Source organism: Streptomyces sp. DSM 42067 (assembly GCF_055792885.1).
In genome coordinates, this window is record NZ_CM147706.1 from 1,051,706 (window position 1) to 1,075,676 (window position 23,971).

The window sequence follows — 23,971 nt, forward strand, 5'->3', positions numbered from 1 at the left end:
CGCGTCTTTCAGACCCGATGTCACAGGAGCCCCGAAGTGACCGAGCTCGCCGCGGTGAAGGCCGCGCTCAAGACCCAGGCCGTCGAGACGCCGTCGTGGGCGTACGGGAACTCAGGGACCCGCTTCAAGGTGTTCGCCCAGCCCGGGGTCCCGCGGAATCCACGCGAGAAGCTGGACGACGCGTCGAAGGTGCACGAGTTCACCGGGGTCGCACCGACCGTCGCCCTGCACATTCCCTGGGACAAGGTCGACGACTACGCGGCTCTTGCGAAGCACGCGGAGGAGCGCGGCCTGAAGCTGGGCGCGATCAACTCCAACACCTTCCAGGACGACGACTACAAGCTCGGCAGCATCTGCCACCCGGACGCGGCCGTGCGCCGCAAGGCAGTGGACCACCTCCTCGAGTGCGTCGACATCATGGACGCGACCGGTTCGAAGGACCTGAAGCTGTGGTTCGCGGACGGCACGAACTACCCCGGCCAGGACGACATCCGCGAGCGCCAGGACCGCCTCGCGGAGGGCCTGGCCGAGGTCTACGAGCGGCTCGGCGACGACCAGCGGATGCTGCTCGAGTACAAGTTCTTCGAGCCGGCCTTCTACACCACGGACGTCCCCGACTGGGGCACGGCGTACGCACACTGCCTGAAGCTGGGCGAGAAGGCGCAGGTCGTGGTCGACACCGGGCACCACGCGCCCGGCACCAACATCGAGTTCATCGTCGCCACGCTGCTGCGCGAGGGGAAGCTCGGCGCCTTCGACTTCAACTCGCGCTTCTACGCGGACGACGACCTGATGGTGGGCGCCGCCGACCCCTTCCAGCTGTTCCGGATCATGTACGAGGTGATCCGCGGCGGCGGCTTCACCCCGGATGTCGCCTTCATGCTCGACCAGTGCCACAACATCGAGGCGAAGATCCCGGCGATCATCCGCTCGGTGATGAACGTGCAGGAGGCGACGGCCAAGGCTCTGCTCGTCGATCGCGACGCGCTCGCCGCGGCCCAGCGGTCTGGTGACGTGCTGGGCGCCAACGCTGTCCTCATGGACGCGTACAACACCGATGTACGGCCCCTGCTGCGTGAGGTGCGCGAGGAGATGGGGCTGGACCCCGACCCGATCGCTGCGTATCACGCCTCCGGCTGGGCGGAGAGGATCGCCGAGGAGCGGGTCGGCGGGCAGCAGGCGGGCTGGGGAGCCTGATTTTCGTCTGCCGGGTCCGGTCGGCTGCAGTCTGCGGGCCGTGTCTGGCTGGTCGCGCAGTTCCCCGCGCCCCTTCAGGGGCGCCAGCGCCCCCTCAGGGCGCATCTGAGCACACGTACCCACGTTTCATGAAGGACTGATCACACCATGGCACCCCACCCCGAAGCCGCCGCCCTGCTGGCGCGATCTCACCGGCTCGGCGCCGACCCCCGCAACACCAACTACGCAGGTGGCAACGCCTCCGCGAAAGGCACCGACACCGATCCCGTGACCGGCGGCGACGTCGAGCTCATGTGGGTGAAGGGCTCGGGCGGCGATCTCGGTACGCTCACCGAGGCGGGACTGGCCGTCCTGCGCCTCGACCGGCTGCGGGCTCTCACGGACGTCTACCCGGGCGTGGAGCGCGAGGACGAGATGGTCGCCGCGTTCGACTACTGCCTGCACGGCAAGGGCGGTGCGGCGCCGTCCATCGACACCGCGATGCACGGTCTGGTGGACGCGCCGCACGTCGACCACCTCCACCCCGACTCCGGCATCGCGCTGGCCTGCGCGGCCGACGGCGAGAAGCTGACCGCCGAATGCTTCGGCGACAGCGTGGTGTGGGTGCCGTGGCGCCGGCCCGGCTTCCAGCTCGGCCTGGACATCGCAGCGGTCAAGGAGGCCAACCCGCAGGCGATCGGCTGCATCCTCGGCGGGCACGGCATCACGGCGTGGGGCGCCACGGCCGACGAGTGCGAGCGCAACTCGCTGCACATCATCCGCACCGCCGAGACGTTCCTCGCCGAGCGCGGGAAGGCGGAGCCCTTCGGGCCGGTCATCGGGGGGTACGAGGCGCTGCCGGAACACGAGCGCCGTGAGCGGGCCGCAGCCCTGGCGCCGTACATCCGGGGCATCGCATCCCAGGACCGCCCGCAGGTCGGCCACTTCACCGACGCCGACGTCGTCCTCGACTTCCTCACGCGCGCCGAGCACCCGCGCCTCGCGGCCCTCGGCACCTCGTGCCCGGACCACTTCCTCCGTACGAAGGTCAGGCCGCTCGTGCTCGACCTGCCGCCGACCGCTCCGCTCGATGAGGCGGTCGCGCGTCTGAAGGAGCTGCACGCCGAGTACCGCGAGGAGTACGCGGCCTACTACGAGCGGCACGCCGAGCCCGAATCCCCCGCGATGCGGGGCGCGGACCCGGCGATCGTGCTGGTCCCGGGCGTGGGCATGTTCTCGTTCGGCAAGGACAAGCAGACGGCCCGCGTGGCCGGCGAGTTCTACGTCAACGCGATCAACGTGATGCGGGGCGCCGAGTCCGTCTCGACGTACGCGCCGATCGAGGAGTCGGAGAAGTTCCGCATCGAGTACTGGGCGCTGGAGGAGGCCAAGCTCCAGCGGATGCCGAAGCCCAAGCCGCTCGCCACGCGCGTGGCGCTGGTGACGGGGGCGGGCAGCGGTATCGGCAAGGCGATCGCGCACCGGCTGATCGCGGAGGGCGCGTGCGTGGTGGTCGCCGACCTGAACGCGGAGAACGCGGCAGCCGTGGCCGAGGAGCTGGGCGGTCCCGACAAGGCCGTCGCCGTCACCGTCGACGTGACCAGCGAGGAGCAGATCGCCGGGGCCTTCAAGGCCGCGCTGCTCGCCTTCGGCGGCGTCGACCTCGTCGTCAACAACGCCGGTATCTCCATCTCCAAGCCGCTCCTCGAGACCACGGCCAACGACTGGGACCTGCAGCACGACATCATGGCGCGCGGTTCGTTCCTGGTCTCCCGCGAGGCGGCGCGCGTCATGCGGGACCAGGGCCTCGGCGGCGACATCGTCTACATCGCCTCCAAGAACGCCGTGTTCGCCGGGCCGAACAACATCGCCTACTCCGCGACCAAGGCCGACCAGGCCCACCAGGTGCGCCTCCTTGCGGCCGAGCTGGGCGAGCACGGCATCCGCGTCAACGGCGTCAACCCCGACGGTGTGGTGCGCGGCTCCGGCATCTTCGCCGGCGGCTGGGGCGCGCAGCGCGCGGCGACGTACGGCATCGAGGAGGAGAAGCTCGGCGAGTTCTACGCCCAGCGCACCATCCTCAAGCGGGAGGTGCTTCCGGAGCACGTCGCGAACGCCGTGTTTGCGCTGACCGGCGGCGATCTGACGCACACGACCGGGCTGCACATCCCCGTGGACGCGGGTGTCGCGGCCGCCTTCCTCCGATGAGCGCGGGGACGGCCGGCTCGTTCGCCGCGGTCGACCTCGGCGCGTCCAGCGGACGCGTCATGGTCGGCCGCGTCGGCCCCGGCACCCTGGACCTGACGGAGGTCCACCGCTTCCCCAACCGGCCGGTGCGCCTGACCGAGGGCCTCCGGTGGGACATCCTCGCCCTGTACGCGGGGGTGCTGGACGGGCTGCGGGCGGCCGGGCAGGTCGACTCGGTCGGCGTCGACAGCTGGGCCGTGGACTACGGACTGCTGGACGCGGACGGCGCGCTGCTCGGCAACCCGGTGCACTACCGCGACTCCCGTACCGAGGGCGTCGCGGAGAAGGTGTGGGCGACGGTCCCGGCCGAGGAGCTGTACGCGGCGACAGGGCTTCAGTACGCGCCCTTCAACACGCTGTACCAGCTGGTGGCGGCCCGGGACACCGCTCAACTCGCCGCTGCCGAGCGCCTGTTGCTGATCCCGGACCTGATCTCGTACTGGCTGACCGGCGAGGCGGGTACCGAGCTCACCAACGCCTCCACCACCCAGCTGATCGATCCACGCACGCGTGACTGGTCGTACGACACCGCGGCCCGGCTCGGTATCGACCTCAGCCTCTTCGCGCCTCTGCGGGACCCGGGGGACCCGGCGGGCCGTCTGCTCCCGCACGTCCTGGAGGAGACGGGGCTGACCGGACCCGTGCCGGTGACCGCGGTCGGCTCGCATGACACGGCCTCCGCCGTCGCCGCGGTCCCTGCGACGACCGAGCGGTTCGCCTACATCTGCACCGGCACCTGGTCGCTGGCCGGTCTGGAGCTCGACGCTCCGGTGCTGAGCGAGGCGAGCCGTACGGCCAACTTCACCAATGAGCTGGGCCTCGACGGCACGGTCCGCTATCTGCGCAACATCATGGGCCTGTGGCTGCTGCAGGAGTGCCTGCGGTCGTGGGGCGACCCGGATCTGGCCGCGCTGTTGCGGGATGCGGCCGAGGTGGAGCCGCTGCGGGCGGTCGTGGACGCGGGTGACGCCGCGTTCCTCGCGCCGGGCCGGATGCCGGAGCGGATCGCCGACGCCTGCCGGGCGACCGGCCAGCCGGTGCCCGGCTCCCCCGCCGAAACGACTCGCTGCATCCTCGACTCGCTCGCCCTCGCCCACCGCCGGGCGATCACCGAGGCCCAGCAGCTCGCCGACCGTTCCGTCGATGTCGTGCACATCGTCGGCGGCGGCGCACACAACGAGCTGCTGTGCCAGCTGACGGCCGACGCGTGCGGGCTGCCGGTGGTGGCGGGACCCGCGGAGGCCGCCGCCCTCGGGAACGTGCTGGTCCAGGCGCGGGCCCGGGGCCTCGTCGGCGACCGCGCGTCTATGCGTGAGCTCCTGGCGCGGACACAGCCGTTGCGGCGCTACGAGCCGGCCGGCGATACCGCCGCATGGCGTGCGGCGGAGGCCAGGATCACCGCACCGTGACCCGGGGAACAGGAGGGGACGGCGGGAGGGTGTTGCGGGGCGTCTCCCCGGGCACCCTCCCGCCGCGTACTCTGCACTCATCCGATGATCCAATACGAAGGAACGCGAAGGAGCCGCAATGCGTGTCGCACTGTTCCTGACCTGTGTCAACGACACGCTCTATCCGGACACGGGCCGCGCCGTGGTGAATCTGCTGACCAGGTTGGGTGTCGAAGTCGACTTCCCGATGGCGCAGACCTGCTGCGGGCAGGCGCACTACAACACCGGGTACCGGCACGAGGCCGAGCCGCTCGCCCGGCATTTCTCCGATGTCTTTCGTGACTACGACGCGATCGTGACGCCGTCCGGCTCGTGCGGGGCGATGGTGCGTGAGCTGTATCCGCGGATGGGTGAGCGGGCGCGCGCGGAGGGCCGCGGCGACGGACTCGCGACCGCACTGGCACCCGTGGTCCCCAAGACGTACGAGCTCACCGAGTTCCTGGTGGACGTGCTGAAGGTGACGGACGTCGGCGCGTACTACCCGCACAAGGTCACGTACCACCCGACCTGCCATGGCCTGCGCGGCCTCGGCCTCGGCGACCGCCCCCGCCGGCTCCTTCAAGCGGTCAAGGGCCTCGAGCTGGTGGAGCTGCCGGGCGCCGAAGAGTGCTGCGGCTTCGGCGGCACCTTCGCCCTGAAGAACGCCGACGTCTCGGCGGCCATGGGCGCCGACAAGGTGCGCAACGCCGAATCGACGGGTGCCGAGGTGCTGTGCGCGGCGGACAACTCGTGCCTCATGCATATCGGCGGCACGATGGGACGGCTGCGTACCGCCATGCGTCCCGTCCACATCGCGGAGATCCTGGCGAGCACGGAAGAGGAGCCCCTGGCATGAGCGGGACGTTCGTGGGCATGCCCGCGTTTCCGAAGGCCGCGCACGACGCCGTGCGCAACAAGACCCTGCGCGGCAATCTGCGGCACGCGACGCACACCATCCGCGACAAGCGCGCCCGCGCCGTGACGGAGCTGGAGGACTGGGGGCGGCTGCGCGAGGCGGGCAAGCAGATCAAGGACCATACGCTGCGCCATCTCGACCGCTATCTCGTGCAGTTGGAGGAGGCGGTCACCGCGGCGGGCGGCACCGTCCACTGGGCGGCCGACGCCGACGAGGCCAATCGCATCGTCACGTATCTGGTGAAGACCACGGGCGAGACCGAGGTCGTCAAGGTCAAGTCGATGGCCACGCAGGAGATCGGTCTGAACGAGGCCCTGGAGGCCGAGGGCATCCACGCCTACGAGACCGATCTGGCCGAACTCATCGTGCAGCTCGGCAAGGACCGCCCCTCCCACATCCTCGTCCCCGCCATTCACCGCAACCGGGGTGAGATCCGGGACATCTTCAAGCGCGAGATGGGCGAGTGGGGCCGACCGGCGCCGGAGGGACTCACCGACACGCCCGCCGAACTCGCCGAAGCGGCCCGTCTCCATCTCCGCGAGAAGTTCCTGCGCGCGAAGGTCGGTGTCTCGGGCGCGAACTTCATGGTCGCGGAGACCGGCACCCTGGTCGTCGTCGAGTCGGAGGGCAACGGCCGGATGTGCCTGACCCTCCCCGAGACGCTGATCTCGGTCGTCGGCATCGAGAAGATCGTGCCCACCTGGCGGGACCTGGAGGTCTTCCTCCAGACACTCCCCCGCTCGTCGACGGCCGAGCGCATGAACCCGTACACGTCCATGTGGACCGGCACCACGGACGAGGACGGCCCTCAGACGTTCCACCTGGTCCTGATCGACAACGGCCGCACCGACACGCTCGCCGACGAGGTCGGCCGCCAGGCGCTGCGCTGCATCCGCTGCTCGGCGTGCCTCAACGTCTGCCCGGTGTACGAGCGGGCGGGCGGCCATGCGTACGGCTCGGTGTATCCCGGCCCGATCGGAGCGATCCTGAGCCCGCAACTGCGCGGCACGGAGAGCGAGATCGACGCCTCGCTGCCGTACGCCTCGTCCCTGTGCGGCGCCTGCTACGAGGTGTGCCCTGTGGCGATCGACATCCCGGAGGTGCTGGTGCATCTGCGGGAGCGCGTGGTCGAGGGCGGCCCGGTCACGCGTCAGGGCGCGAAGGTGGTGCTGAAGCCCGCGAAGGGGCATGCCGCCGAGCGGGCGGCGATGCGTGCGGCACGTTGGGCGTTCAGCCACCCGGGGGCGCTGCGCACGGGCCAGCGGCTGGCGTCACGCACCCGCCGGCTCCATCCGCGGTCGCTGCCAGGCCCGGGCCAGGCGTGGTCCGCGAGCCGGGACATGCCGGCGGTACCGGCGGAGCCGTTCCGCGACTGGTGGCAGCGTACGCACGGTGGAAAGGACGCCCGGTGAGCAGCAGCAGGGACCTGATTCTGGGCCGAGTGCGTCGCGCGCTGGCCGACGTACCGCAGGACGACATGCCGTACGAGCAGGCCGTGGACCGCACGTATCTGCGCGAGCACGGCGACCGTACGACGGAACAAACCGTCGACCTGCTCGCCGAGAATCTCGCCGACTACCGGGCGATCGTGCACCGCACGGACGCCGACGGCCTCTCCGGTGTGATCGCGCGGCTGCTCGCCGAGCGCGGCTCGCGGACCGTCCTGGTGCCGGAGGGCCTGCCCCCGCAGTGGCTGGCCGAGGCGACCCGCCTCCCCGACCGGGCCGCGAGCACCCCGCACGAGCTGGACGAGATCGACAGCGTGGTCACGGGCTGCGCGGTGGCCATCGCGGAGACCGGCACGATCGTCCTCGACGGAGGCCCCGACCAGGGCCGCCGCCGCATCACCCTGGTCCCCGACCACCACATCTGCGTCGTACGCGTCCCGGACCAGGTCGTCGCGTCGGTCCCCCAGGCGCTCGAACGCCTCGACCCGACGCGCCCGCTCACCTGGATCTCCGGTCCGTCCGCGACCAGCGACATCGAGCTGGACCGCGTGGAGGGCGTGCACGGTCCGCGGACGCTGGAGGTCGTGCTCGTCAGCGGGGAGTGACGACGCCGCCCACCGCGACGTCCCGGCAGCCGACGGTGATGTTGCCCAGCGACCACCTCCGCGAGGGGCAGTGCGGCGCCGGCCCGCTTCGCGGTTGAGGTACACGCCCTGCTAGACCCGGCAGGGTGTGTACGCAATACCGGCGCGACCGAATGTGCCACTCTGGTGTGTAGGTGCCCTACCAGTCTGGACGGCTAGTCCACCAGTGCAGGATTCCCTCACCGTCACCGTGTGTGTCCGGCTCTAGCTGCCGATACTTACGGCATCGGACGGGAGGCAGATGGGATGTGTCCAACCCTCTCTCTCACCGCGGACCCACAGCGAGTCGCCGTGAGCGCCATCTCGGCGTGCGCCTGCCCGGCCGCTGAGCGATGCGGGGGTCCTTGACATGAGGACCCGCAGATTGAACGCCATCGCCGTCGTGACCGCGGGACTCATGGTCACAGCCCTGGCAGGCTGCGGTGGGAACGGTGGGAACGGTGGGGCGGGCGGTGACAGCTTCACGATCGGCCTGCTGCTTCCGAGCTACGGGCGCCCTCGTTTCGATCACTTCGACAGGCCCCTGATCGAGAAGAGGCTGAAGGAACTGTGCGCCCATTGCAAGTTCGAGTACGCCAACGCCGGTGACGATGCGGCGGTCCAGCGGCGCCAGCTCGACACCATGATCACCAAAGGGGCGAGCGTCCTGATCCTTGACGTCGTCGACCCGAAGGCGCTCCGTTCCTCGGTCGAGGCGGCCCGCAAGTCGGGGATCCCGGTCGTCGCCTATGACCGGCTCGCCCAAGGCCCCATCTCGGGCTTTGTCACCTTCGACGGTGCGCAAGTCGGCAGGCTGCAGGGTGAGGCTCTGCTCAAGGCCCTCGGTGACAAGGCGGACCGCAGCCAGATCGTCATGATGAACGGCGATCCGAGCGGCCCCAACGCGGAGTGGTTCAAGAGAGGCGCACTGTCCGTCCTCCAGGGCAAGGTGAAGATCGGCAAGTCCTACGACACGGTCGACTGGCAGGCGGAGAACGCCCACGCAAACATGTCCGGCGCCATCGCATCCCTGGGCCCGGGCGGGATCGACGGCGTCCTGGCGGCCAACGACGCCATCGCCACCGGCGTCATCGCCGCTCTCAAGGGCGCCCGCCTCACACCGATGCCGCCCGTCACCGGTCAGGACGCCGACCTGGATGCTGTGCGGCGCCTCGTCAACGGTGACCAGTACATGACCGTCTACAAGCCCTTCAGGGACCAGGCGGGTGCCGCAGCTGCCATGGCCGTCGCCCTGGGGCGCGGGGAGGACGTGGGCGGCATCGCCACAGGCACCATCGACAGCGCCACCACCGAAGACATCCCGACCGTACTGCTCACCCCCGTCTCCGTGACCGTCCGCAACATCAAGGACACCCTCGTCAAGGACGGCGTGTACACGATCGACCAGATCTGCATCCCGAAGCTCCGCTCCGCCTGTGACAAGGCCGGGCTCACCTGACGCCGGGCTCATCCACGTGAGACCGGTCGGCACCGGTCTCGTCGCCATCGGGGTGGTCTTCGTGCTGATGATCGGCGAGATCGATCTGTCGGTCGGCTCCGTCAGCGCGGCCGCGGCGAAGTACCGCGCCGGCTGACGGGAGGCCGCAGACGCTGGCAGGCAGGCGGAATCACGACGCCGTGCCGGCCGCGGGGTCAGACGCCGGGGTTCAGGCGGCTCCTTGCCAGCCAAGGGCCGGGCCGAGCTTGGTGGCGAGGTCGGTGAGGATCTGCACGTAGTCGTCGTGCTCGAAGGTGAACGGCAAGGCGAACGCGACCTCGTCGATCTCCCGGAACGCGGCATGGGCGTAGAGCCGCTCGGCGATCTCCGCGGACGTTCCGACGAGATCGGGCGCGAACATCATGCGCGCCGGGCCCTGGGGCGTGGCGGTGCGCGGCAGCCGCTTCTCGGCGTAGGCCTCGTACTTCGCGCGCTGCTCCGGCGTGGCGGAGTCGGTGGGGATGACGACGAGTCCCTGGGAGACGCGGGCCCGGTCGCCGTCGGGGTGGTGGGCGCGGAAGGTCCGGATGTGCGACAGCTGGGTCTCGGCGAAGTCCTCGGACTCCTCCGCCTTCACGACGCTGCTGGTCAGGAGGTTCATGCCGTGCTCACCGGCCCACTGGGCCGACCGGAGACTGCCGCCGCCGTACCACATACGGCGGCCCAAGCCGACGGCCTGGGGCTGGACGCGGTCCGAGAACACCTCGAAGCCCTCGATACCGCTGAAGTCGGTGGCCGACTTGCCGCGCACGAAGTCCAGCAGCCGCTGCACACGGTCGTAGCTGAAGTCCTCGGCCTCGGCGGTGTCGGGGTAGAGCGCGTGCTTGACCTGGTCGTAGTGCATCGGCGGGCCCACGCTGACGCCCGGATTGAGGCGGCCCCCGGACAGGATGTCGACCGTCGCCAGGTCCTCGGCAAGGCGCAGCGGGTTCTCCCAGCCCAGCGGGATGACCGCTGTGCCGAGCTCGATGCGGCTGGTGCGCTGTGAGGCGGCCGCCAGGACGGCGACGGGCGAGGAGATGCCGTACTGCAGGTGACGGTGGCGCAGCCAGGCGCTGTCGAAGCCCAGCCGCTCACCCAGTTCGATGATCTCGAGCGTCGACTCGTGGCCGCGGCGAGGGTCGGCCTCGTCGAACAGCCCGATGGTCAAGAAGCCCAGCTTTCGCAATGGTTCCGAGGTCAGCGGCACGGGCTCCTCCATCGTCCGCGGCATGTTCTGCCGTACACCAGTGCTGGCCCGATTCTCCCAGGCCCTCCCCACGGGGACCCGCGTGGGATGCCCAAGCATCTGTTCTATTTCATGCAATGCATGGTTATGCGTGTCGCGGTGGTGCATCTCCGGGCGCGGTCGTAGCGTCGACACAGGAGCCAAGCTGTGGAGGGGAGCCGACATGCAGAGACAGAAGCTGAGGACAGCGCTCACGGTCTGTGCCGCTGCAGCGCTCGCAGCAGTGGTACCGGCATCCACCTCCGCAGGGGCATCGTCACCATCGCCCGAGCCCGACCCGGTCGTCGTCGACTGCTTCTTCGACCCGCAGGTCCGCCCCGACGACTTCATCCTGGCCTGCGGTGACGGGAACAACCGGCTCGTCGATCTCCGGTGGACCTCCTGGGGACCGACGTTCGCCGAGGCCCGCGGGACCGATCTCGTGAACGACTGCCAGCCCTACTGCGCCGTGGGCAAGTTCCACGCCTACCCGGTCACCGTGAAGCTCGACCGCCCCAAGCCCTGGAAGAAGGATCCGAACCAGGATCACTACACCCGGATGCGCCTCGTCTACAGCCACGACAAGCCGGCGCAGGCGCAGCAGGAAGAGTCGTTCAAACTCTGGGACTGACGCACGTCTGGGACTGACGCGGTACAAGGACGGGCGGTCAGGGTGAGCCCGGGGTCGAGACTGCGCGCTGTGCGGCCGCGGCACGGTGGCGGAAGACATGGCGGTACGCCTGCGGCGAGATGGTCGTGAGGCGCCCGAAGTGGTGCCGCAGGTTGGCGGCTGTGCCGAAGCCGGTGCGCCGTGCGATGTTCTCCACCGGGTCGTCCGTGGTCTCAAGAAGTTCCTGGGCGAGCCGTACCCGCTCCTGCAGGATCCACTGCAGCGGGGTTGTGCCGAGCGCCTCGCGGAAGCGGCGGGCGAAAGTGCGCTCGCTGAGATGGGCGGCGCGGGCGAGCAGGGCGACGGTCAGCGGCTCGTGCAGGCGCTCGCGTGCCCATTCCAGTACGGGGGCGAGGGTGTCGTTCTTGCGTTCGCGGGCCGGCGGCTTGGCGTACTGGGTCTGCCCTCCCTCGCGGTGCGGTGGCACGACCATGCGGCGGGCGACCTCGTTGGCGACCGCCGAACCGTGGTCGAGCCGGACCAGATGGAGGCAGAGGTCGATGACGGCGCCGGTGCCTGCCGAGGTGTAGACGGTGCCGTCCTCGATGTAGAGCGCGGTCGGGTCGTACTGCACGTCGGGAAAGCGGTGGCCGAAGTCGACGGCGTTCATCCAGTGGGTGGTCGCCCGACGGCCCGTGAGCAGCCCGGCGGCGGCGAGCACGTAGGCGCCGCTGCACAGGGACACGATGCGCCGGCCTCGCTCGTGTGCCGTGCGGACCGCGTCCACCAGCGGCTGCGGTGGGGCCGTCTGTACGCGGCGGGAGCAGGCGGCCACGACGACGGTGTCGGCTTCCACAAGGTCGTCGACGCTGTACGGGCTGTCCAGGCTCAGTCCGGCCGTGGTGCGCAGCGGGCCCGGTTCTGCGGCGCACAGCCGCAGGTCGTACCACGGGTCGGTGATGTCGCTGCGGTCGACGCCGAAGACCTCGTAGGGCACGGCGAGTTCGAAGGTGGGGGCGGCGTCGGTCACCGCGACGGCCACGACGTGCCGGTCGGCGCTCACGGCAGGGACGTTCACGGCAGGGGCGTTCATGGCAGGAATTTAGCGCATGTGGGCGTTTCTGCCGATGGCCGGTGGGGGCGGCGCCCGCGAGGCTGATCGGCATGCAGAACAAAACGATCAGTGCCGCGCGGGGGCGGCTCACCGCGGTCCAGGGCACCGCGCTCTACGTCGGCGCGGTGCTCGGGACCGGTGTCATCGCTCTGCCCGCGCTCGCCGCCGAGGTCGCCGGTCCGGCCTCGCTGCTGGCCTGGCTCGGCCTCGTCGTCCTCTCCGCGCCGCTTGCCGCGGCCTTCGCCGCCCTGGGGGCGCGCCATCCGGACGCTGGAGGCGTGTCGACGTACGCCCGGCTGGCGTTCGGTGAGCGGACCGCCGCCGTGGTCGGCTGGTGCTTCTACCTGGCGATACCTCCGGGCGCGACGGCCGCGGCTCTCTTCGGCGGGTCCTATGTGGCCGCGGCTCTGGGCGGCGGGACGGCGACAACAGCGGTCACGGCGGGCGTGCTGATGACCACCGTCACGGCGATCAACATGTCGGGGCTGCGGATGACCGGCCGCCTGCAGTCCGTGCTCTTCGGACTGCTGGTCACCCTGCTGGCGGCCGCCGTCGTACTCTCCCTGCCGCACGCGAAGGCGGAGAACCTCCAGCCGTTCGCGCCGCACGGCTGGGCGGCCGTCGGGCCCGCCGCGGTCCTGCTGGTGTTCAGCTTCGCCGGATGGGAGGCGATCACGCATCTGGCCGGGGAGTTCCGCGACCCGGCCCGCGATCTGCCGCGTGCCACGGCCTTCGCGGTCGTGATCGTGGGCGTGCTGTATCTGGCCGTGGCGTTCGCCGTGATCGCGGTGCTCGGCAGCGGCGCTGCCCGGTCCGACGCACCGCTCGGGGACCTCATGGCCGGTGGCCTGGGCGGCGGCGCCCGTCCGCTCGCCGCGCTGGCCGCCGTACTGCTCACCCTCGGCACCATGAACGCCTACTACGCCAGTGCCGCCAAACTCGGCGCGGCTCTCGGCCGGGACGGCGTGCTGCCCGGCTGGTTCGCGCGCGGCAGCACGGCGGGCGAGACGCCGCGCCGCAGCCTCGGCTTCATCTCCGCCCTCGCTATGCTCGCCCTGCTCACGGTGACGGTGACGGGTGTGGGCGCCCGGCCGGTGGTGCTGCTGTCGACGGGGTCGTTCGTCGCGGTGTACGCGATCGGCGTGGCCGCCGCGATCCGCCTGCTGCCACGGGGCAGTGCGGGGCGCGCGGCGGCCTGGGCCGCTCTCGCCGCCGTGGCTCTGTTGCTGGCCCTGTCGGGCGTCTATCTGATCTGGCCGCTCCTGGTGACGGTCGCCGCACTGCTGTCCCTGCGCCTGAACCGCAGCAGGCGGCGCCCGCTTGTCGACGCCAGCGCCGACGTCCTGCCCTGCGCCGACGGGACAGTTGGCAGCGGTCCGCCGGAGAGCGTCAGGCCTTTTGGTAGAGATTGACGATGTTGCCGTCGGGATCACGCAGCCAGACCGATCGGCGTCCCCAAGGCTGGGTTGTCGGCGGCTTCAGGATCTCAACTCCCTGTCCCCGCAGTTCTTCATGGCGCTCGTCGACGTCAGTGACCTCGAATTCCACGGTGAAGTTCCCGCTCGCAGCGGTGGACATCGCTTCCGGCACCATCGACTCCATTGCCCGGGCCGAGAAGAACGACAGGACGGCGCCAGGAACGGACACCGTGGCGAAGGGGTCTGCGCCCTGGACCTCTGCGTCCAGGACAACAGCGTAGAAGGCGGCGAGTGATGGAACGTCGTCGGTGAGCAGACAGGTGCCGGTGAAGTGTGGCTGCATCCCGGCATCGTAGGCAGGGTCCAAGAGCGTGGGCTCACCGTTCCGCCGGGCTGAGCCCACGCTTCTTCCGCAAGCTGGTGACCGCGCTTCGGCGGCACGATGCTGACGACGTGCGCCGGGGGCGCCCGTGGAGCCTGCGACTAGAGGACCGGGTACTGCGGTTGCCTCGTAGTGGCGCACAGCGCGGCAGCCGGCGTTGGGAGTCGCGTTCGGCGGCGTCTTTGCGGAACTGCGCGGCCAGGTCGGCGGCGACGGCGAGGGCTTCGACATCGTCGCCGATCACGGCCGCGGTGGGGCGCGCGGTGGCGGTCCCACCCGTGGGTTCGGCGCTCACCCGGCGGCCGCCAGCAGGGGCGTACGCGACGGGCGGCCGCCGAGGACGACGGAGAAGCGGTCCACGACCTGCTCCAGGGCGTCGGCCGACCCCGGGGCGATGGCCAGGGAACCGTCGTCGCCGACCGTGATGTCCTTGTCGAGCGTGAACCAGCCCTGGACGATGTGCCCGGCGCCCATGGAGTTGAGCACGGGCCGCAGCGCGTAGTCGATGGCCAGGACGTGGGCCGTCGTACCGCCGGTGGCCAGCGGCAGGACGGTCTTGCCCTCCAGGGCGTACTGCGGGAGTAGGTCAAGGAGGGACTTCAGCAGGCCAGAGTAGGCGGCCTTGTAGACGGGGGTGCCGACCACCACGCCGTCCGCCTGCGCGAACAGGTTCGTGGCCTCGACGATCGCGGGGTGCTTGAAGTCGGCGCCCAGCAGCGCCTCGGCAGGCAGCGTGCGGACGTCCAGCGGGATCACCTCATGTCCCTGGGCCCTGAGCCGGGCGTCCAGGTGGCGCAGCAGGCGGGCCGTGCGGGAGGTCGCGGAGGGGCTTCCGGAGACGGAGAGGATGGTGGCCATGAGGGTTCCTTCGGGTTGAGACGTGTATGCCCACGCTGTGTGTGACCAGCCGTCAGATAGTCACCGGCACGGACTCGCGGGGCCGGATCGGACTCGCTGGCCGTATCGCGGCCGTGCAACGTGATCTGAATTCCCGTACGTCGGCGAAACGACCGGTCGATCCGGGTGATCGACATCGATGGGTCGCAAGAATTCAGATGCGCTGCACTACGGCAGTGAGCGGAGGAATCGAAGAATCACGGCGCCGGAATTCGACCGCTACCGGATTTCATGAAGGTGGACGACCTGCGGCCCGTACGATCGACGGCTCGGGAGGCGTCCGACGTATGCAGCGAGTTGGAGGGTTTCCCTCAAGTCCGCTCAGGCGCGACAGCAACAGAAGGCGCTGGAAACACGCGCAAGGTCGACGTGCCGTCGCCGCGTGAGATCCTGTCGCTTCATGTCACCGATCCAACCAGTGGGAAGTCCAGCCGGTCAAGAAGGCCTTGATGTGATTCCACATCCCGGACACGGGTTGTGCTGCGGAAATACCGTGCACCCATAGGCGGGATCACCGGCGATGTCTGCCGAACGACGAGTCGGTATTCGCGAGGTCGTGATAGCTGCCCTTGAACACGGCGGACGCCCGACCCTGTCGGCCGCTCGGCTTGCAAACTGAGGCGGGATCAGGCAGGCAGGCGCGGCACGCTCTCCACCAGACGACGGGTGTACGAATGGGCAGGAGCGCCCAGCACCTGGGCGGTGTCGCCCTGTTCGACGATGCGGCCGCTTTCGAGGACCGCGGTGCGTTCGCACAGCGAGGCGACCACCGACAAGTCGTGGGACACCATGACGAGTGTCAGGCCACGCTCTTGCTTCAACTCGCTGAGCAAATCGACGACTTTGACACGGGTCGTGACATCGAGTGCGCTGACGGGTTCGTCGGCGAGCAGCACCCGAGGGTCGCAGACGGTCGCGCGGGCGATCGCGATGCGCTGGCGCTGGCCGCCGGAGAACTCGTGCGGATAGCGCTCGGCGGCGTCGGCGGGCAGCCCGACCCGCTCCAGGGCGTCGGCCACCTTGGGCATGGCCGCCCGCCGGCTGTCGATGCCGAGGGAACGCAGTGGTTCGGACACGATGCTGCCCACGCGCTGACGCGGGTCGAGCGACGAGTACGGATCCTGGAAGACGCACTGCACGCTGCGCCGGAAACGGCGCATCTGCTCGCGGTGGCGCAGGTTCAGCTGGTCGCCGTCGAAGCGGACGGCGCCCGAGGTGGGGCGGGCGAGCCCGAGCAGCAGCCGGAGCAGTGTCGTCTTGCCCGCGCCCGACTCGCCGACGAGGGCGAGGCTGTGCCCGGCTTCGACGCCGAGGGAGATGTCCTCGACGACGGGTGCCGCGTGCCCCCGGTAGGCGAAGGACGCTCCGTCCAGCTCCAGTACGGGCGTCATCGCGCGCTCCTCAGGTCAAGAGCCGATTCCAGCTGCCGCGCGCTGGCCACCAGCGCCCGGGTGTACTCCTCGCGGGGGGCCCGCACGATCTCGCGCACGTCGCCCTCCTCCACGGGACGGCCGTCCTTCATCACGAGAACGCGATCGGTGACCTTCGAGACGACCGCGAGATCGTGGCTGACGAAGAGGACCGCCATGTCCCGTTCCCGTACGAGGGTGTCGAGCAGCTCGAGCATCTCGGACTGCACGGTGACGTCGAGCGCCGTGGTCGGCTCGTCCGCGATGAGCAGGTTCGGGTCGCAGGCCAGCGCCATGGCCAGCGCGACCCGCTGCCGCTGGCCTCCGGAGATCTCGTGCGGGAAGGCGCGGGCGATACGGTCGGGCTCGGGCAGCCGCACCTGCTCCAGCGCTTCCGCGACGGCCCGCTTCAGCGCGGCGCCCTTCAACGCCCGCCTCCTGGCCAGCGGTTGGGCGATCTGCTTGCCGACGCGCATCAGCGGGTCGAGTGCGGAGAGCGGCTCCTGGAAGACGATGGCCGCGTCCCGGCCGCGTACGCCGGTGAGCTGTTTCTCGCTCGCGCCGACGATCTGGGTGCCGGCGAGTTCGACGCTGCCGGTGGCCGTCATTCCGTCGGGCAGCAGGCCGAGCACGGCGAGCGTGGTCAGCGACTTGCCGGAACCGGACTCGCCGATGAGGCCGAGTCGTTCGCCGGGCGCGATGCTCAGTGAGAGGCCGTCGACGAGGACGCGCCGGTCGGCCGTACGGATCGTGAGGTCGCGTACGTCGAGGATGTTCACGCGCGCCTCCGCCGGGCCGCCGGGTCGAGGGTGTCGCGCAGGCCGTCGGCGATGAGGTTCACGCCGATGACGAGCAGGACGAGCAGGATGCCGGGGGCCAGCGCTCCCGCCGGGGCCGTGGTGAAGGTGGCCTGTGCCTCCTGGAGCATGCGGCCCCACGATGCGTTGGGCGGCGGCGCTCCCAGACCCAGATACGACAGGCCGGCCTCTGCCAGCACGGCGAGCCCGAACTGGAGCGCGAGGTTCACCACCAGCGTCGGCCAGATGTTGGATAGCACATGCCTGCTGACGATGCGCGGCCAGGACGTACCCGAGGTGCGGGCGGCCGTGATGTAGTCCTGCGCCAGGACCCGCTTGACCAGGATGCGTACGAGCCGCGCCACGACTGCGCTCTGTGCGAGGCCGATGGCCAGCACGGCGGAGCCGAGCGTCGCCGAGCGGGCGGCGACGATGAGCATCGCCAGCAGGAGCGTCGGGAAGGCGATAAGGATGTCGAGGAACGCGGAGAGCGTGTCGTCGAGCCAGCCCTGTGCGAACGCGGCCAGCACGCCCAGCGTGACGCCGACGGCGGCAGCGATGAGCACCGATCCCAGGCCCGCCTCGAAGGCGATCCGGGAGCCGGTCATCAGCTGGGTGAACAGATCGCGGCCGAGCTTGTCGGTGCCCAGAAGATGGTCTCCGTCAGGGCCCGTGAGCCGGCCGCCGGACGTGTCGTCGGGGGCGTACGGGAGCCAGACGACCGAGACCAGCGCGAGCAGGGCGATCAGTCCGGTCAGTACGCAGCCGACGATCAGCGTGTAGGAACGCCTGGCCGAATGCTTCGGCTGCGGCGTCTGCTTAGTCGGCTCTGTCTGTTCCATTTGCTCTGTTTGCGTCATCGGGCGCCTCCCGACAGCCTGCCCCGCAGCCGCGGGTCGATGATCCGCTGGACGAGGTCGGCCGCGAAGCCGATGAGCAGCACCGCGAGCGTGGACACGAACAACACACCCTGGATGACGGGGTAGTCGTGCTGGGCGATGCCGGTCGCGAGCATGGAGCCGAGGCCCGGCAGCGCGTACACGGACTCCACGACGACCGCGCCGAGCAGCGTGGACGCCAGCTCGATGCCGAGGATGGAGATGACCGGCACCGATGCGTTGCGCAGCCCGTGCCGCCACATGGCGCGCCCGAACGACGAGCCCAGCGCGCGGGCGGTGCGCAGATAGTCGCTGTCCAGGACATCGAGCGTGGCCGACCGCACGTAGCGGATGAGTGAGGCGCTCATCACGAGCGCGATCGTGACGACGGGCAGGACGAGCGAGCGGACGGCCTCGGCGGGCTGCGCCCAGCCGTCCGGCGGGAAGCCGCCCGCGGGGAGCCATCCCGCGTTCAGCGCGAATACGGCGATGAGGATCATGCCGAGCCAGAACACGGGCACGGCGATGCCCAACTGGGACACCCCGCTGAGCAGCGCGCCGTACCAGGTCCGTCGCTTGTACGCGGCGACGAAGCCGGCCGGTACGGCGATGAGGACGGCCAGCACGAACGCGGCGAGCGTGAGCGGGACCGTGACGTTCAGCCGCGAGCCCACCTCCGGTCCGACCGGCAGCGAGCTGACGAACGACGTGCCGAGGTCACCGGTCGCCAGCTGCCCGATCCAGTGCGTGAACTGCTCGGGCAGCGGCTTGTCGGAGCCGATGGAGTGCCGCGCCGCCGCGATCTGCTCGGGGCTGGCGCCCACCGACGTCAGCGCGTTGGCGGGGTCGCCCGGCAGCATGCGCAGCAGCACGAACAGCACGACGCTCGCGAGCGCCAGCGACACCAGCAGGAAGGCGAGGCGGCGCAGGAGATACCGCGCCATCAGCCCTTCTTCTTGATGTCGTAGGCGAAGAACTGCGAGTTGAGGCCGTTGACCGGGTAGCCGGACAGCTTGCTGCTGGCGACGACGATCTGCGGGTACAGGTACAGCCAGTCGCTGGCCGCGTCCTCGGCGGTCTGGCGGTTGACCTTCTTCAGCAGCTCGGTCTGCTCGGCGGTGGAGGACGCCTCCTCGGCCTGCTCGACCCACTTGGTGACCTGCTTGTCGTCGTAGCCCCAGTAGAAGTCGGGGTTGCCGTACCAGACCAGGTCGCGGTCGTTGACGTGCTCCTGGAGCGTGGCCGTGAAGTCGTGGTTCTTGTAGACCTTCGTGTACCACTCGTCGGGCGTGATCGTGTTGATCTCGACGGTGATGCCGACCTTGGCGAGCTGCGACTTGATGAAGGTCGCGGCGGTCGGGTGCGGGTCGTAGTTCGGGGTGTCCAGGGTGAAGCTGAAACCGTCCTCGTAGCCGGCCTCGGCGAGCAGCTTCTTGGCCTTCGCGGTGTCGTACGCGTCGACGCCGGTGAGGTCCTCGTACCACGGGTCGGTAGGCGGCACCATGGACCCGATGAGCTTGCCGTAGCCGCCCCAGACGGACTCCAGCAGCTTCTTGTCGTCGATGGCGGCGGAGACGGCCTGGCGGACCTTGACGTCCGTGAACGGCTTGGCCTTGTCGTTGAAGGCCAGCAGCAGCTTGGTCGTCGAGTTGCCGTCAGTGACCTTGTAGTTCTGGTTGTTCTTGAACTGCTCGAGGGCGTCGGGCGACTGCTCGCTCGTGACCACGTCCACCGCGTTGGTCAGCAGCGCGTTGTTCAGCGCCGTGGCGTCCTTGTAGTAGTGGAAGACGACCTGCTTGCTGGCGGCCGCGTCACCCCAGTAGCCCGAGAACCGGTCGAGGCTGAGGGCGGAGCCGCGGGTCCACTTGTTCAGCTTGTACGGGCCGGTGCCGTCCTCGCTCGTCTTCAGGTCCTTGGCCTCGGAGTTGATGATCCAGACGTAGGAGAGGTTGTAGACGAAGGAGATCGACTTCTTCGACAGCGTGATCTTCACGGTCTTCGCGTCGGGGGTGGCGACGTCCTTGATGACCTCGAGGTTGCTCTTGCGCGCGGACTGCGAGTCCTCCGCGATCACCTTCTCCAGGCTGTACTTGACGTCGTCGCTGGTGAGCGCCTTGCCGCTGTGGAACTTCACGCCGTCGCGCAGGGTGAAGGTGTACGTGAGCCCGTCGCCGCTGACCTTGTAGTTCTGGGCGAGCAGCTTCTCGACCTCGCCGTCGTCGGTGAGCTTGAACAGCCCCTCGTAGACGTTGCCGTTGAGCGCCTCGGTGACGCCCTGGCCGCCGCCCGCGGTGTTGTCGAGGTTCTGCGGCTCGTAGAGCGAGCCGATGTTGATCGTGGCGTTCTTGTCGTACGTCCCACCGGAGGCGCTGCTGCCGTTGGACCCCCCGCCGCAGGCGGTGAGGGCCAGGGCGAGGGCGGCGGCCGTGGCGGTGCCGTACACGGAAGTCTTCTTGATGCTCATGGAGGAATACGCGCTTTCGTGCTGCGAAGAGTGCTGCGGGAAGGTGAGGAACCGGGGGTGAGCCGGGATGATCAGTGCTGCGCGAGGAAGCCGTCGTGGAAGACGGGGCGCTTCTCGCCGGCCTCGACGGGCAGGTGGAAGCGGTTCTGCCGCCGCGGCATCGGACAGTTGTACTGGTCGGAGAATCCGCAGGGCGGCACGAAGGCCCGGTTGAAGTCGAGGAGGACGCGCCCCTCGCCGGTGCGCGTGACGAAGAGGAAGCGCCCGGCACCGTAGGTGGTGTCGCCGTTCGTGGGGTCGCCGAAGACGAGCAGCAGGGTGCCGTCGTCGTCGAAGGCGCTCAGCGTGTAGTCGCGGCCGTCCACGGTGAGCGAGATGTCGCCGGGCACGACGAGGTCGCGGGTACCCCCGTTGTCCCGGATGTGCTCGAAGGCGACGCGCCGGGCACCCGGCACCGGGGTGTAGGCGGCTTCCAGAACCCATGCCGGGTTGTACGGGAAGCCGTCGATGCGCTCGAAGTTCTTGATCGCCGCCGACTGAGCGTCCCAGAAGCGCAGGCCGTACTCGGGCTCGCCGGTGACCAGGTCGATGCGCTCGACTGTGGTGACGGTCACGGTCTCCGGCTGGCCGGCACGGGCGGCGTCGAGGTCGGGACGCTCGCCGGCCGGGAACCAGCGGGTCTCGACGAGGGCGAGGTTCCCGGTGGGTGAGGTGACCGAGCGCAGCCGCTCTGCGCACCACGACTGCCACTCCCCTGCGGGGTCTGTGAGCTGGTCCGGGGCGGCGGGGTGGGACACGGTTTCACTCATTCACGTAGTCGTTCGTCGGCGGTCACGCACGACTGTCACGCTGCGTGAATCGATGCCCAAAGCACCTTCTTTATCTTCCATAAGGCGAGCTAATGTCAAATCAAGTACACCGAGTACGACGACCTCCACACCGCATGCCGCCCGCCCGGACACCGCCACCCGGGCGGGCGACCTGACCCCCCAGGAACCGCCATGCCCTCCTGCTGCGCCCCCGGCCACGGCCACGACCCGGTCGCTCTCACGATGACTGGGCCCTCGGCCCCCGCCCGGAGTCCGGCAGCGCTCAGGGCCGCCGCGCAGCTCCTCGGCCTCCCCGGTGGCCGCTTCCTCATGGGGACCGACGACCCGGACGGCTTTCCCGCGGACGGCGAGGGTCCCGTCCGTGAAGTGACCGTCGGGGCCTTCAACATCGCGCCGACGACGGTGACGAACGCCCAGTTCGCCTCCTTCGTGAAGGACACGGGCTACGTCACCGAAGCAGAGGAGTTCGGCTTCTCCTACGTCGTCGACATCTATCTGCCCGCCCATGTCGCGAACGTCTCCGCGGCCGTACCGGGAACTCCCTGGTGGCGAGCGGTGTCCGGCGCGAACTGGCGCCGCCCGACAGGCCCCGGCTCATCGTTCGCGGACCGGCAGAACCATCCCGTGGTCCACGTCTCCTGGAACGACGCACAGGCCTACTGCGCCTGGTCCGGAACCCGGCTGCCCACCGAGGCCGAGTGGGAGTACGCGGCCCGCGGCGGGCTGGAGCAGGCCCGCTACCCGTGGGGGGACGAACTGACCCCTGACGGGCGGGACATGTGCACCATCTGGCAGGGCGACTTCCCCGTACGCAACACCGGGCCGCACGCCCGGACAGGCACCGCACCAGCCAAGTCGTACCGGCCCAACGGCTACGGCCTGTACAACACGGTGGGCAACGTCTGGGAATGGTGCGCCGACTGGTTCAGCCCCGACTTCCACCGGACCGGACCGCGCCAGGATCCGGCCGGCCCGGCCACCGGCACCGCCCGCGTCATGCGCGGCGGCTCCCACATGTGCCACGACTCCTACTGCAACCGCTATCGCGTCGCGGCCCGGAGCTCCAATACGCCCGACAGCTCGACCGGGAACATCGGGTTCCGTGTGGCGGCGGACGCCGTCGACGGCCCGCACAGCTGAACCCTGCCCCCTGGTCGTCATGCATGTGCACGTGGTTTTCGGGACCGAGTACCGGCACAAGGTGCTCAAGGATGCTCACCTTCGACGCAGGACTTCACGACGCCGCCCGCTCACCCGGCACGTCGGCGTCAGGGTGGGCCAGGCCGAGGTGGTCGCGCAGGGTCGTGCCCTCGTACTCCGTGCGGAAGACGCCACGCTCCTGCAGGAGCGGGACGACCTTGTCGGCGAAGACGTCGAGGCCGCCGGGGGTGATGTGCGGGACGAGGATGAAGCCGTCGCTGGCGTCGGCCTGGACGAAGTCGTTGATGCTTTCGGCGACCGTGGCCGGCGAGCCGATGAAGGCCTGGCGGTTGCCGGTCTCGATGACCAGGTCGCGGATCGACCACTTGTTGGCGGCCGCGAGCTCCCGCCACTCCCGGGCGATGGCCAGCGGGTCGCGGTACATGCGCACCTGGGCGCGGCCGCGGGCGATGGTGTGCTCGCCGAGGTCCGGGTCGATGTCGGGGAGCGGGCCGTCGGGGTCGTACGCGGACAGGTCCCGGTTCCAGACGAACTCCAGGTGCTTGATCGCGGTGGCACCGCTGACCTGCTGGCGTCGTACCTCGCGGGCCAGCTCCGCCGCCTCGGTGTCCGTGTCACCGAGGACGAAGGTCGCGGCGGGCAGGATCAGCAGCTGGTCGTGGGTGCGGCCGTACTTGGCGAGGCGGCCCTTGACGTCCGTGTAGAACTCCTGTCCCGCCTCGAGGGTGCTGTACCGGCTGAAGATCGCGTCGGCGTCGGATGCGGCGAACTCCCGTCCCTCGTCGGAGTCGCCCGCCTGGAAGATCACCGGGCGGCCTTGCGGACTCCGTGGAACGTTGAACTGGCCCTCGATGTCGAAGTGTTGGCCCTTGTGCACGAAGGCACCGGCCTTCGCATCCCGTAGGAAGGTGCCGGTCCCCTGGTCGGCGACGATCTCGTCGCCGCGCCACGAGTCGAACAGTTCGTTCGCGGTGGCCAGGAACTCCTTGGCCCTGGAGTACCGCTCCTCCTGCGGGAGGAAGCCACCGCGGCGGAAGTTCTCGCCGGTGAAGGCGTCCCAGGAGGTGACGACGTTCCAGGCGGCGCGTCCGCCCGAGAGGTGGTCGAGACTGGCGAACTGGCGTGCCACCTCGTAGGGCTCGTTGAAGGTGGAGTTGATGGTGCCGGTCAGGCCGAGGTGTTCGGTGACGGCGGCGAGGGCGGTCAGGACGGTGAAGGTGTCGGGGCGACCCACCACGTCCAGGTCGTAGATCTTCCCGCCCTGTTCGCGCAGCCGCAGCCCCTCGGCGAGGAACAGGAAGTCGAACTTGGCGCGTTCGGCGGTCCGGGCGAAGTGGGCGAAGGAGCTGAACTCGATGTGGCTGCCTGCCTCGGGGTCGCTCCACACGGTGGTGTTGTTGACGCCGGGGAAGTGGGCGGCCAGATGGATCTGCTTCAGCGGCTTGCTCATGGTCGTACGGTCCCTCCGG

The 23,971-nt window shown here is 69.8% G+C and carries 22 protein-coding genes; 10 read left to right on the forward strand and 12 right to left on the reverse strand.

Annotation, left to right across the window (positions count from 1 at the left end; all coding sequences use genetic code 11):
• Positions 1-36: 36 nt before the first annotated feature.
• From rhaI to ACSMXV_RS05085, 7 genes are all read left to right on the forward strand, one after another.
• Positions 37-1,197: an L-rhamnose isomerase gene (rhaI, locus tag ACSMXV_RS05055; protein WP_473176499.1), complete on the forward strand. Its 1,161-nt coding sequence runs from the start codon at positions 37-39 to the stop codon at positions 1,195-1,197.
• A 147-nt stretch (positions 1,198-1,344) separates the two neighbouring features.
• Positions 1,345-3,384: a bifunctional aldolase/short-chain dehydrogenase gene (locus ACSMXV_RS05060; RefSeq protein WP_473176500.1), complete on the forward strand. Its 2,040-nt coding sequence runs from the start codon at positions 1,345-1,347 to the stop codon at positions 3,382-3,384.
• Entirely contained in the window at positions 3,381-4,832 is a 1,452-nt protein-coding gene (locus ACSMXV_RS05065) for a rhamnulokinase (RefSeq protein ID WP_473176501.1), read from the forward strand. Before ACSMXV_RS05060 ends, ACSMXV_RS05065 begins: the two co-directional genes overlap by 4 nt.
• Positions 4,833-4,950: 118 nt before the next feature.
• Positions 4,951-5,706, forward strand: coding sequence for a (Fe-S)-binding protein (locus ACSMXV_RS05070; RefSeq protein ID WP_181864123.1), 756 nt, complete (start codon positions 4,951-4,953; stop codon positions 5,704-5,706).
• On the forward strand, positions 5,703-7,178 hold the full coding sequence (locus tag ACSMXV_RS05075; protein ID WP_473176502.1) for a LutB/LldF family L-lactate oxidation iron-sulfur protein: 1,476 nt from the start codon (positions 5,703-5,705) through the stop codon (positions 7,176-7,178). The genes ACSMXV_RS05070 and ACSMXV_RS05075 overlap by 4 nt, the downstream gene beginning before the upstream one ends.
• On the forward strand, positions 7,175-7,819 hold the full coding sequence (locus ACSMXV_RS05080) for a LutC/YkgG family protein (RefSeq protein ID WP_473176503.1): 645 nt from the start codon (positions 7,175-7,177) through the stop codon (positions 7,817-7,819). The genes ACSMXV_RS05075 and ACSMXV_RS05080 overlap by 4 nt, the downstream gene beginning before the upstream one ends.
• A 388-nt stretch (positions 7,820-8,207) precedes the next feature.
• Positions 8,208-9,296, forward strand: coding sequence for a sugar ABC transporter substrate-binding protein (locus ACSMXV_RS05085; protein WP_473176504.1), 1,089 nt, complete (start codon positions 8,208-8,210; stop codon positions 9,294-9,296).
• 208 nt (positions 9,297-9,504) lie between these two features.
• On the opposite strand, the gene ACSMXV_RS05090 is transcribed toward ACSMXV_RS05085, so the two are convergent.
• Positions 9,505-10,524, reverse strand: coding sequence for an LLM class flavin-dependent oxidoreductase (locus ACSMXV_RS05090; RefSeq protein ID WP_473176505.1), 1,020 nt, complete (start codon positions 10,522-10,524; stop codon positions 9,505-9,507).
• Between the two features lie 202 nt (positions 10,525-10,726).
• On the opposite strand from ACSMXV_RS05090, the gene ACSMXV_RS05095 reads away from it, so the two are divergent.
• Entirely contained in the window at positions 10,727-11,173 is a 447-nt protein-coding gene (locus ACSMXV_RS05095; protein ID WP_473176506.1) for a hypothetical protein, read from the forward strand.
• Positions 11,174-11,210: 37 nt separating this feature from the next.
• On the opposite strand, the gene ACSMXV_RS05100 is transcribed toward ACSMXV_RS05095, so the two are convergent.
• Positions 11,211-12,245, reverse strand: a complete 1,035-nt coding sequence (locus ACSMXV_RS05100; protein ID WP_473176507.1) for a helix-turn-helix domain-containing protein — start codon at positions 12,243-12,245, stop codon at positions 11,211-11,213.
• 71 nt (positions 12,246-12,316) lie between these two features.
• Here ACSMXV_RS05100 and ACSMXV_RS05105 point away from each other — a divergent pair, with 71 nt between their 5' ends.
• A complete protein-coding gene (locus ACSMXV_RS05105; protein WP_473176508.1) occupies positions 12,317-13,678 on the forward strand; it encodes an APC family permease in 1,362 nt (453 codons plus the stop codon).
• Here the strand turns inward: ACSMXV_RS05105 and ACSMXV_RS05110 are convergent.
• The 9 genes from ACSMXV_RS05110 to ACSMXV_RS05150 all read right to left on the reverse strand — a co-directional run bounded on the left by ACSMXV_RS05110 (position 13,656) and on the right by ACSMXV_RS05150 (position 21,320).
• Positions 13,656-14,027 carry a VOC family protein gene (locus ACSMXV_RS05110; protein WP_473176509.1) on the reverse strand — a complete coding sequence of 124 codons (372 nt, stop codon included), beginning with the start codon at positions 14,025-14,027 and terminating at the stop codon, positions 13,656-13,658. The genes ACSMXV_RS05105 and ACSMXV_RS05110 overlap by 23 nt on opposite strands.
• A 330-nt stretch (positions 14,028-14,357) precedes the next feature.
• Positions 14,358-14,924 (reverse strand): NADPH-dependent FMN reductase, encoded by a 567-nt coding sequence (ssuE, locus tag ACSMXV_RS05115; RefSeq protein WP_473176510.1) that lies wholly within the window; start codon positions 14,922-14,924, stop codon positions 14,358-14,360.
• Between the two features lie 360 nt (positions 14,925-15,284).
• Positions 15,285-15,365: a putative leader peptide gene (locus ACSMXV_RS05120; RefSeq protein WP_351291306.1), complete on the reverse strand. Its 81-nt coding sequence runs from the start codon at positions 15,363-15,365 to the stop codon at positions 15,285-15,287.
• A 224-nt stretch (positions 15,366-15,589) separates the two neighbouring features.
• Positions 15,590-16,354 (reverse strand): ABC transporter ATP-binding protein, encoded by a 765-nt coding sequence (locus ACSMXV_RS05125; RefSeq protein ID WP_473176511.1) that lies wholly within the window; start codon positions 16,352-16,354, stop codon positions 15,590-15,592.
• Complete coding sequence (locus tag ACSMXV_RS05130; protein ID WP_473176512.1) at positions 16,351-17,151, reverse strand: ATP-binding cassette domain-containing protein; 801 nt, start codon at positions 17,149-17,151, stop codon at positions 16,351-16,353. The genes ACSMXV_RS05125 and ACSMXV_RS05130 overlap by 4 nt, the downstream gene beginning before the upstream one ends.
• Positions 17,148-18,011 (reverse strand): ABC transporter permease, encoded by an 864-nt coding sequence (locus ACSMXV_RS05135; RefSeq protein WP_473176513.1) that lies wholly within the window; start codon positions 18,009-18,011, stop codon positions 17,148-17,150. Before ACSMXV_RS05135 ends, ACSMXV_RS05130 begins: the two co-directional genes overlap by 4 nt.
• A gap of 14 nt (positions 18,012-18,025) precedes the next feature.
• Positions 18,026-18,991, reverse strand: a complete 966-nt coding sequence (locus ACSMXV_RS05140) for an ABC transporter permease (RefSeq protein ID WP_473176514.1) — start codon at positions 18,989-18,991, stop codon at positions 18,026-18,028.
• Complete coding sequence (locus tag ACSMXV_RS05145; RefSeq protein ID WP_473176515.1) at positions 18,991-20,511, reverse strand: ABC transporter substrate-binding protein; 1,521 nt, start codon at positions 20,509-20,511, stop codon at positions 18,991-18,993. The genes ACSMXV_RS05140 and ACSMXV_RS05145 overlap by 1 nt, the downstream gene beginning before the upstream one ends.
• A 71-nt stretch (positions 20,512-20,582) precedes the next feature.
• Positions 20,583-21,320, reverse strand: a complete 738-nt coding sequence (locus ACSMXV_RS05150) for a DUF1684 domain-containing protein (RefSeq protein ID WP_473176516.1) — start codon at positions 21,318-21,320, stop codon at positions 20,583-20,585.
• A gap of 192 nt (positions 21,321-21,512) precedes the next feature.
• Here ACSMXV_RS05150 and ACSMXV_RS05155 point away from each other — a divergent pair, with 192 nt between their 5' ends.
• Complete coding sequence (locus ACSMXV_RS05155) at positions 21,513-22,481, forward strand: formylglycine-generating enzyme family protein (protein ID WP_473176517.1); 969 nt, start codon at positions 21,513-21,515, stop codon at positions 22,479-22,481.
• A 94-nt stretch (positions 22,482-22,575) separates the two neighbouring features.
• On the opposite strand, the gene ACSMXV_RS05160 is transcribed toward ACSMXV_RS05155, so the two are convergent.
• Positions 22,576-23,952 (reverse strand): NtaA/DmoA family FMN-dependent monooxygenase, encoded by a 1,377-nt coding sequence (locus tag ACSMXV_RS05160; protein ID WP_473176518.1) that lies wholly within the window; start codon positions 23,950-23,952, stop codon positions 22,576-22,578.
• Between the last annotated feature and the right edge of the window lie 19 nt (positions 23,953-23,971).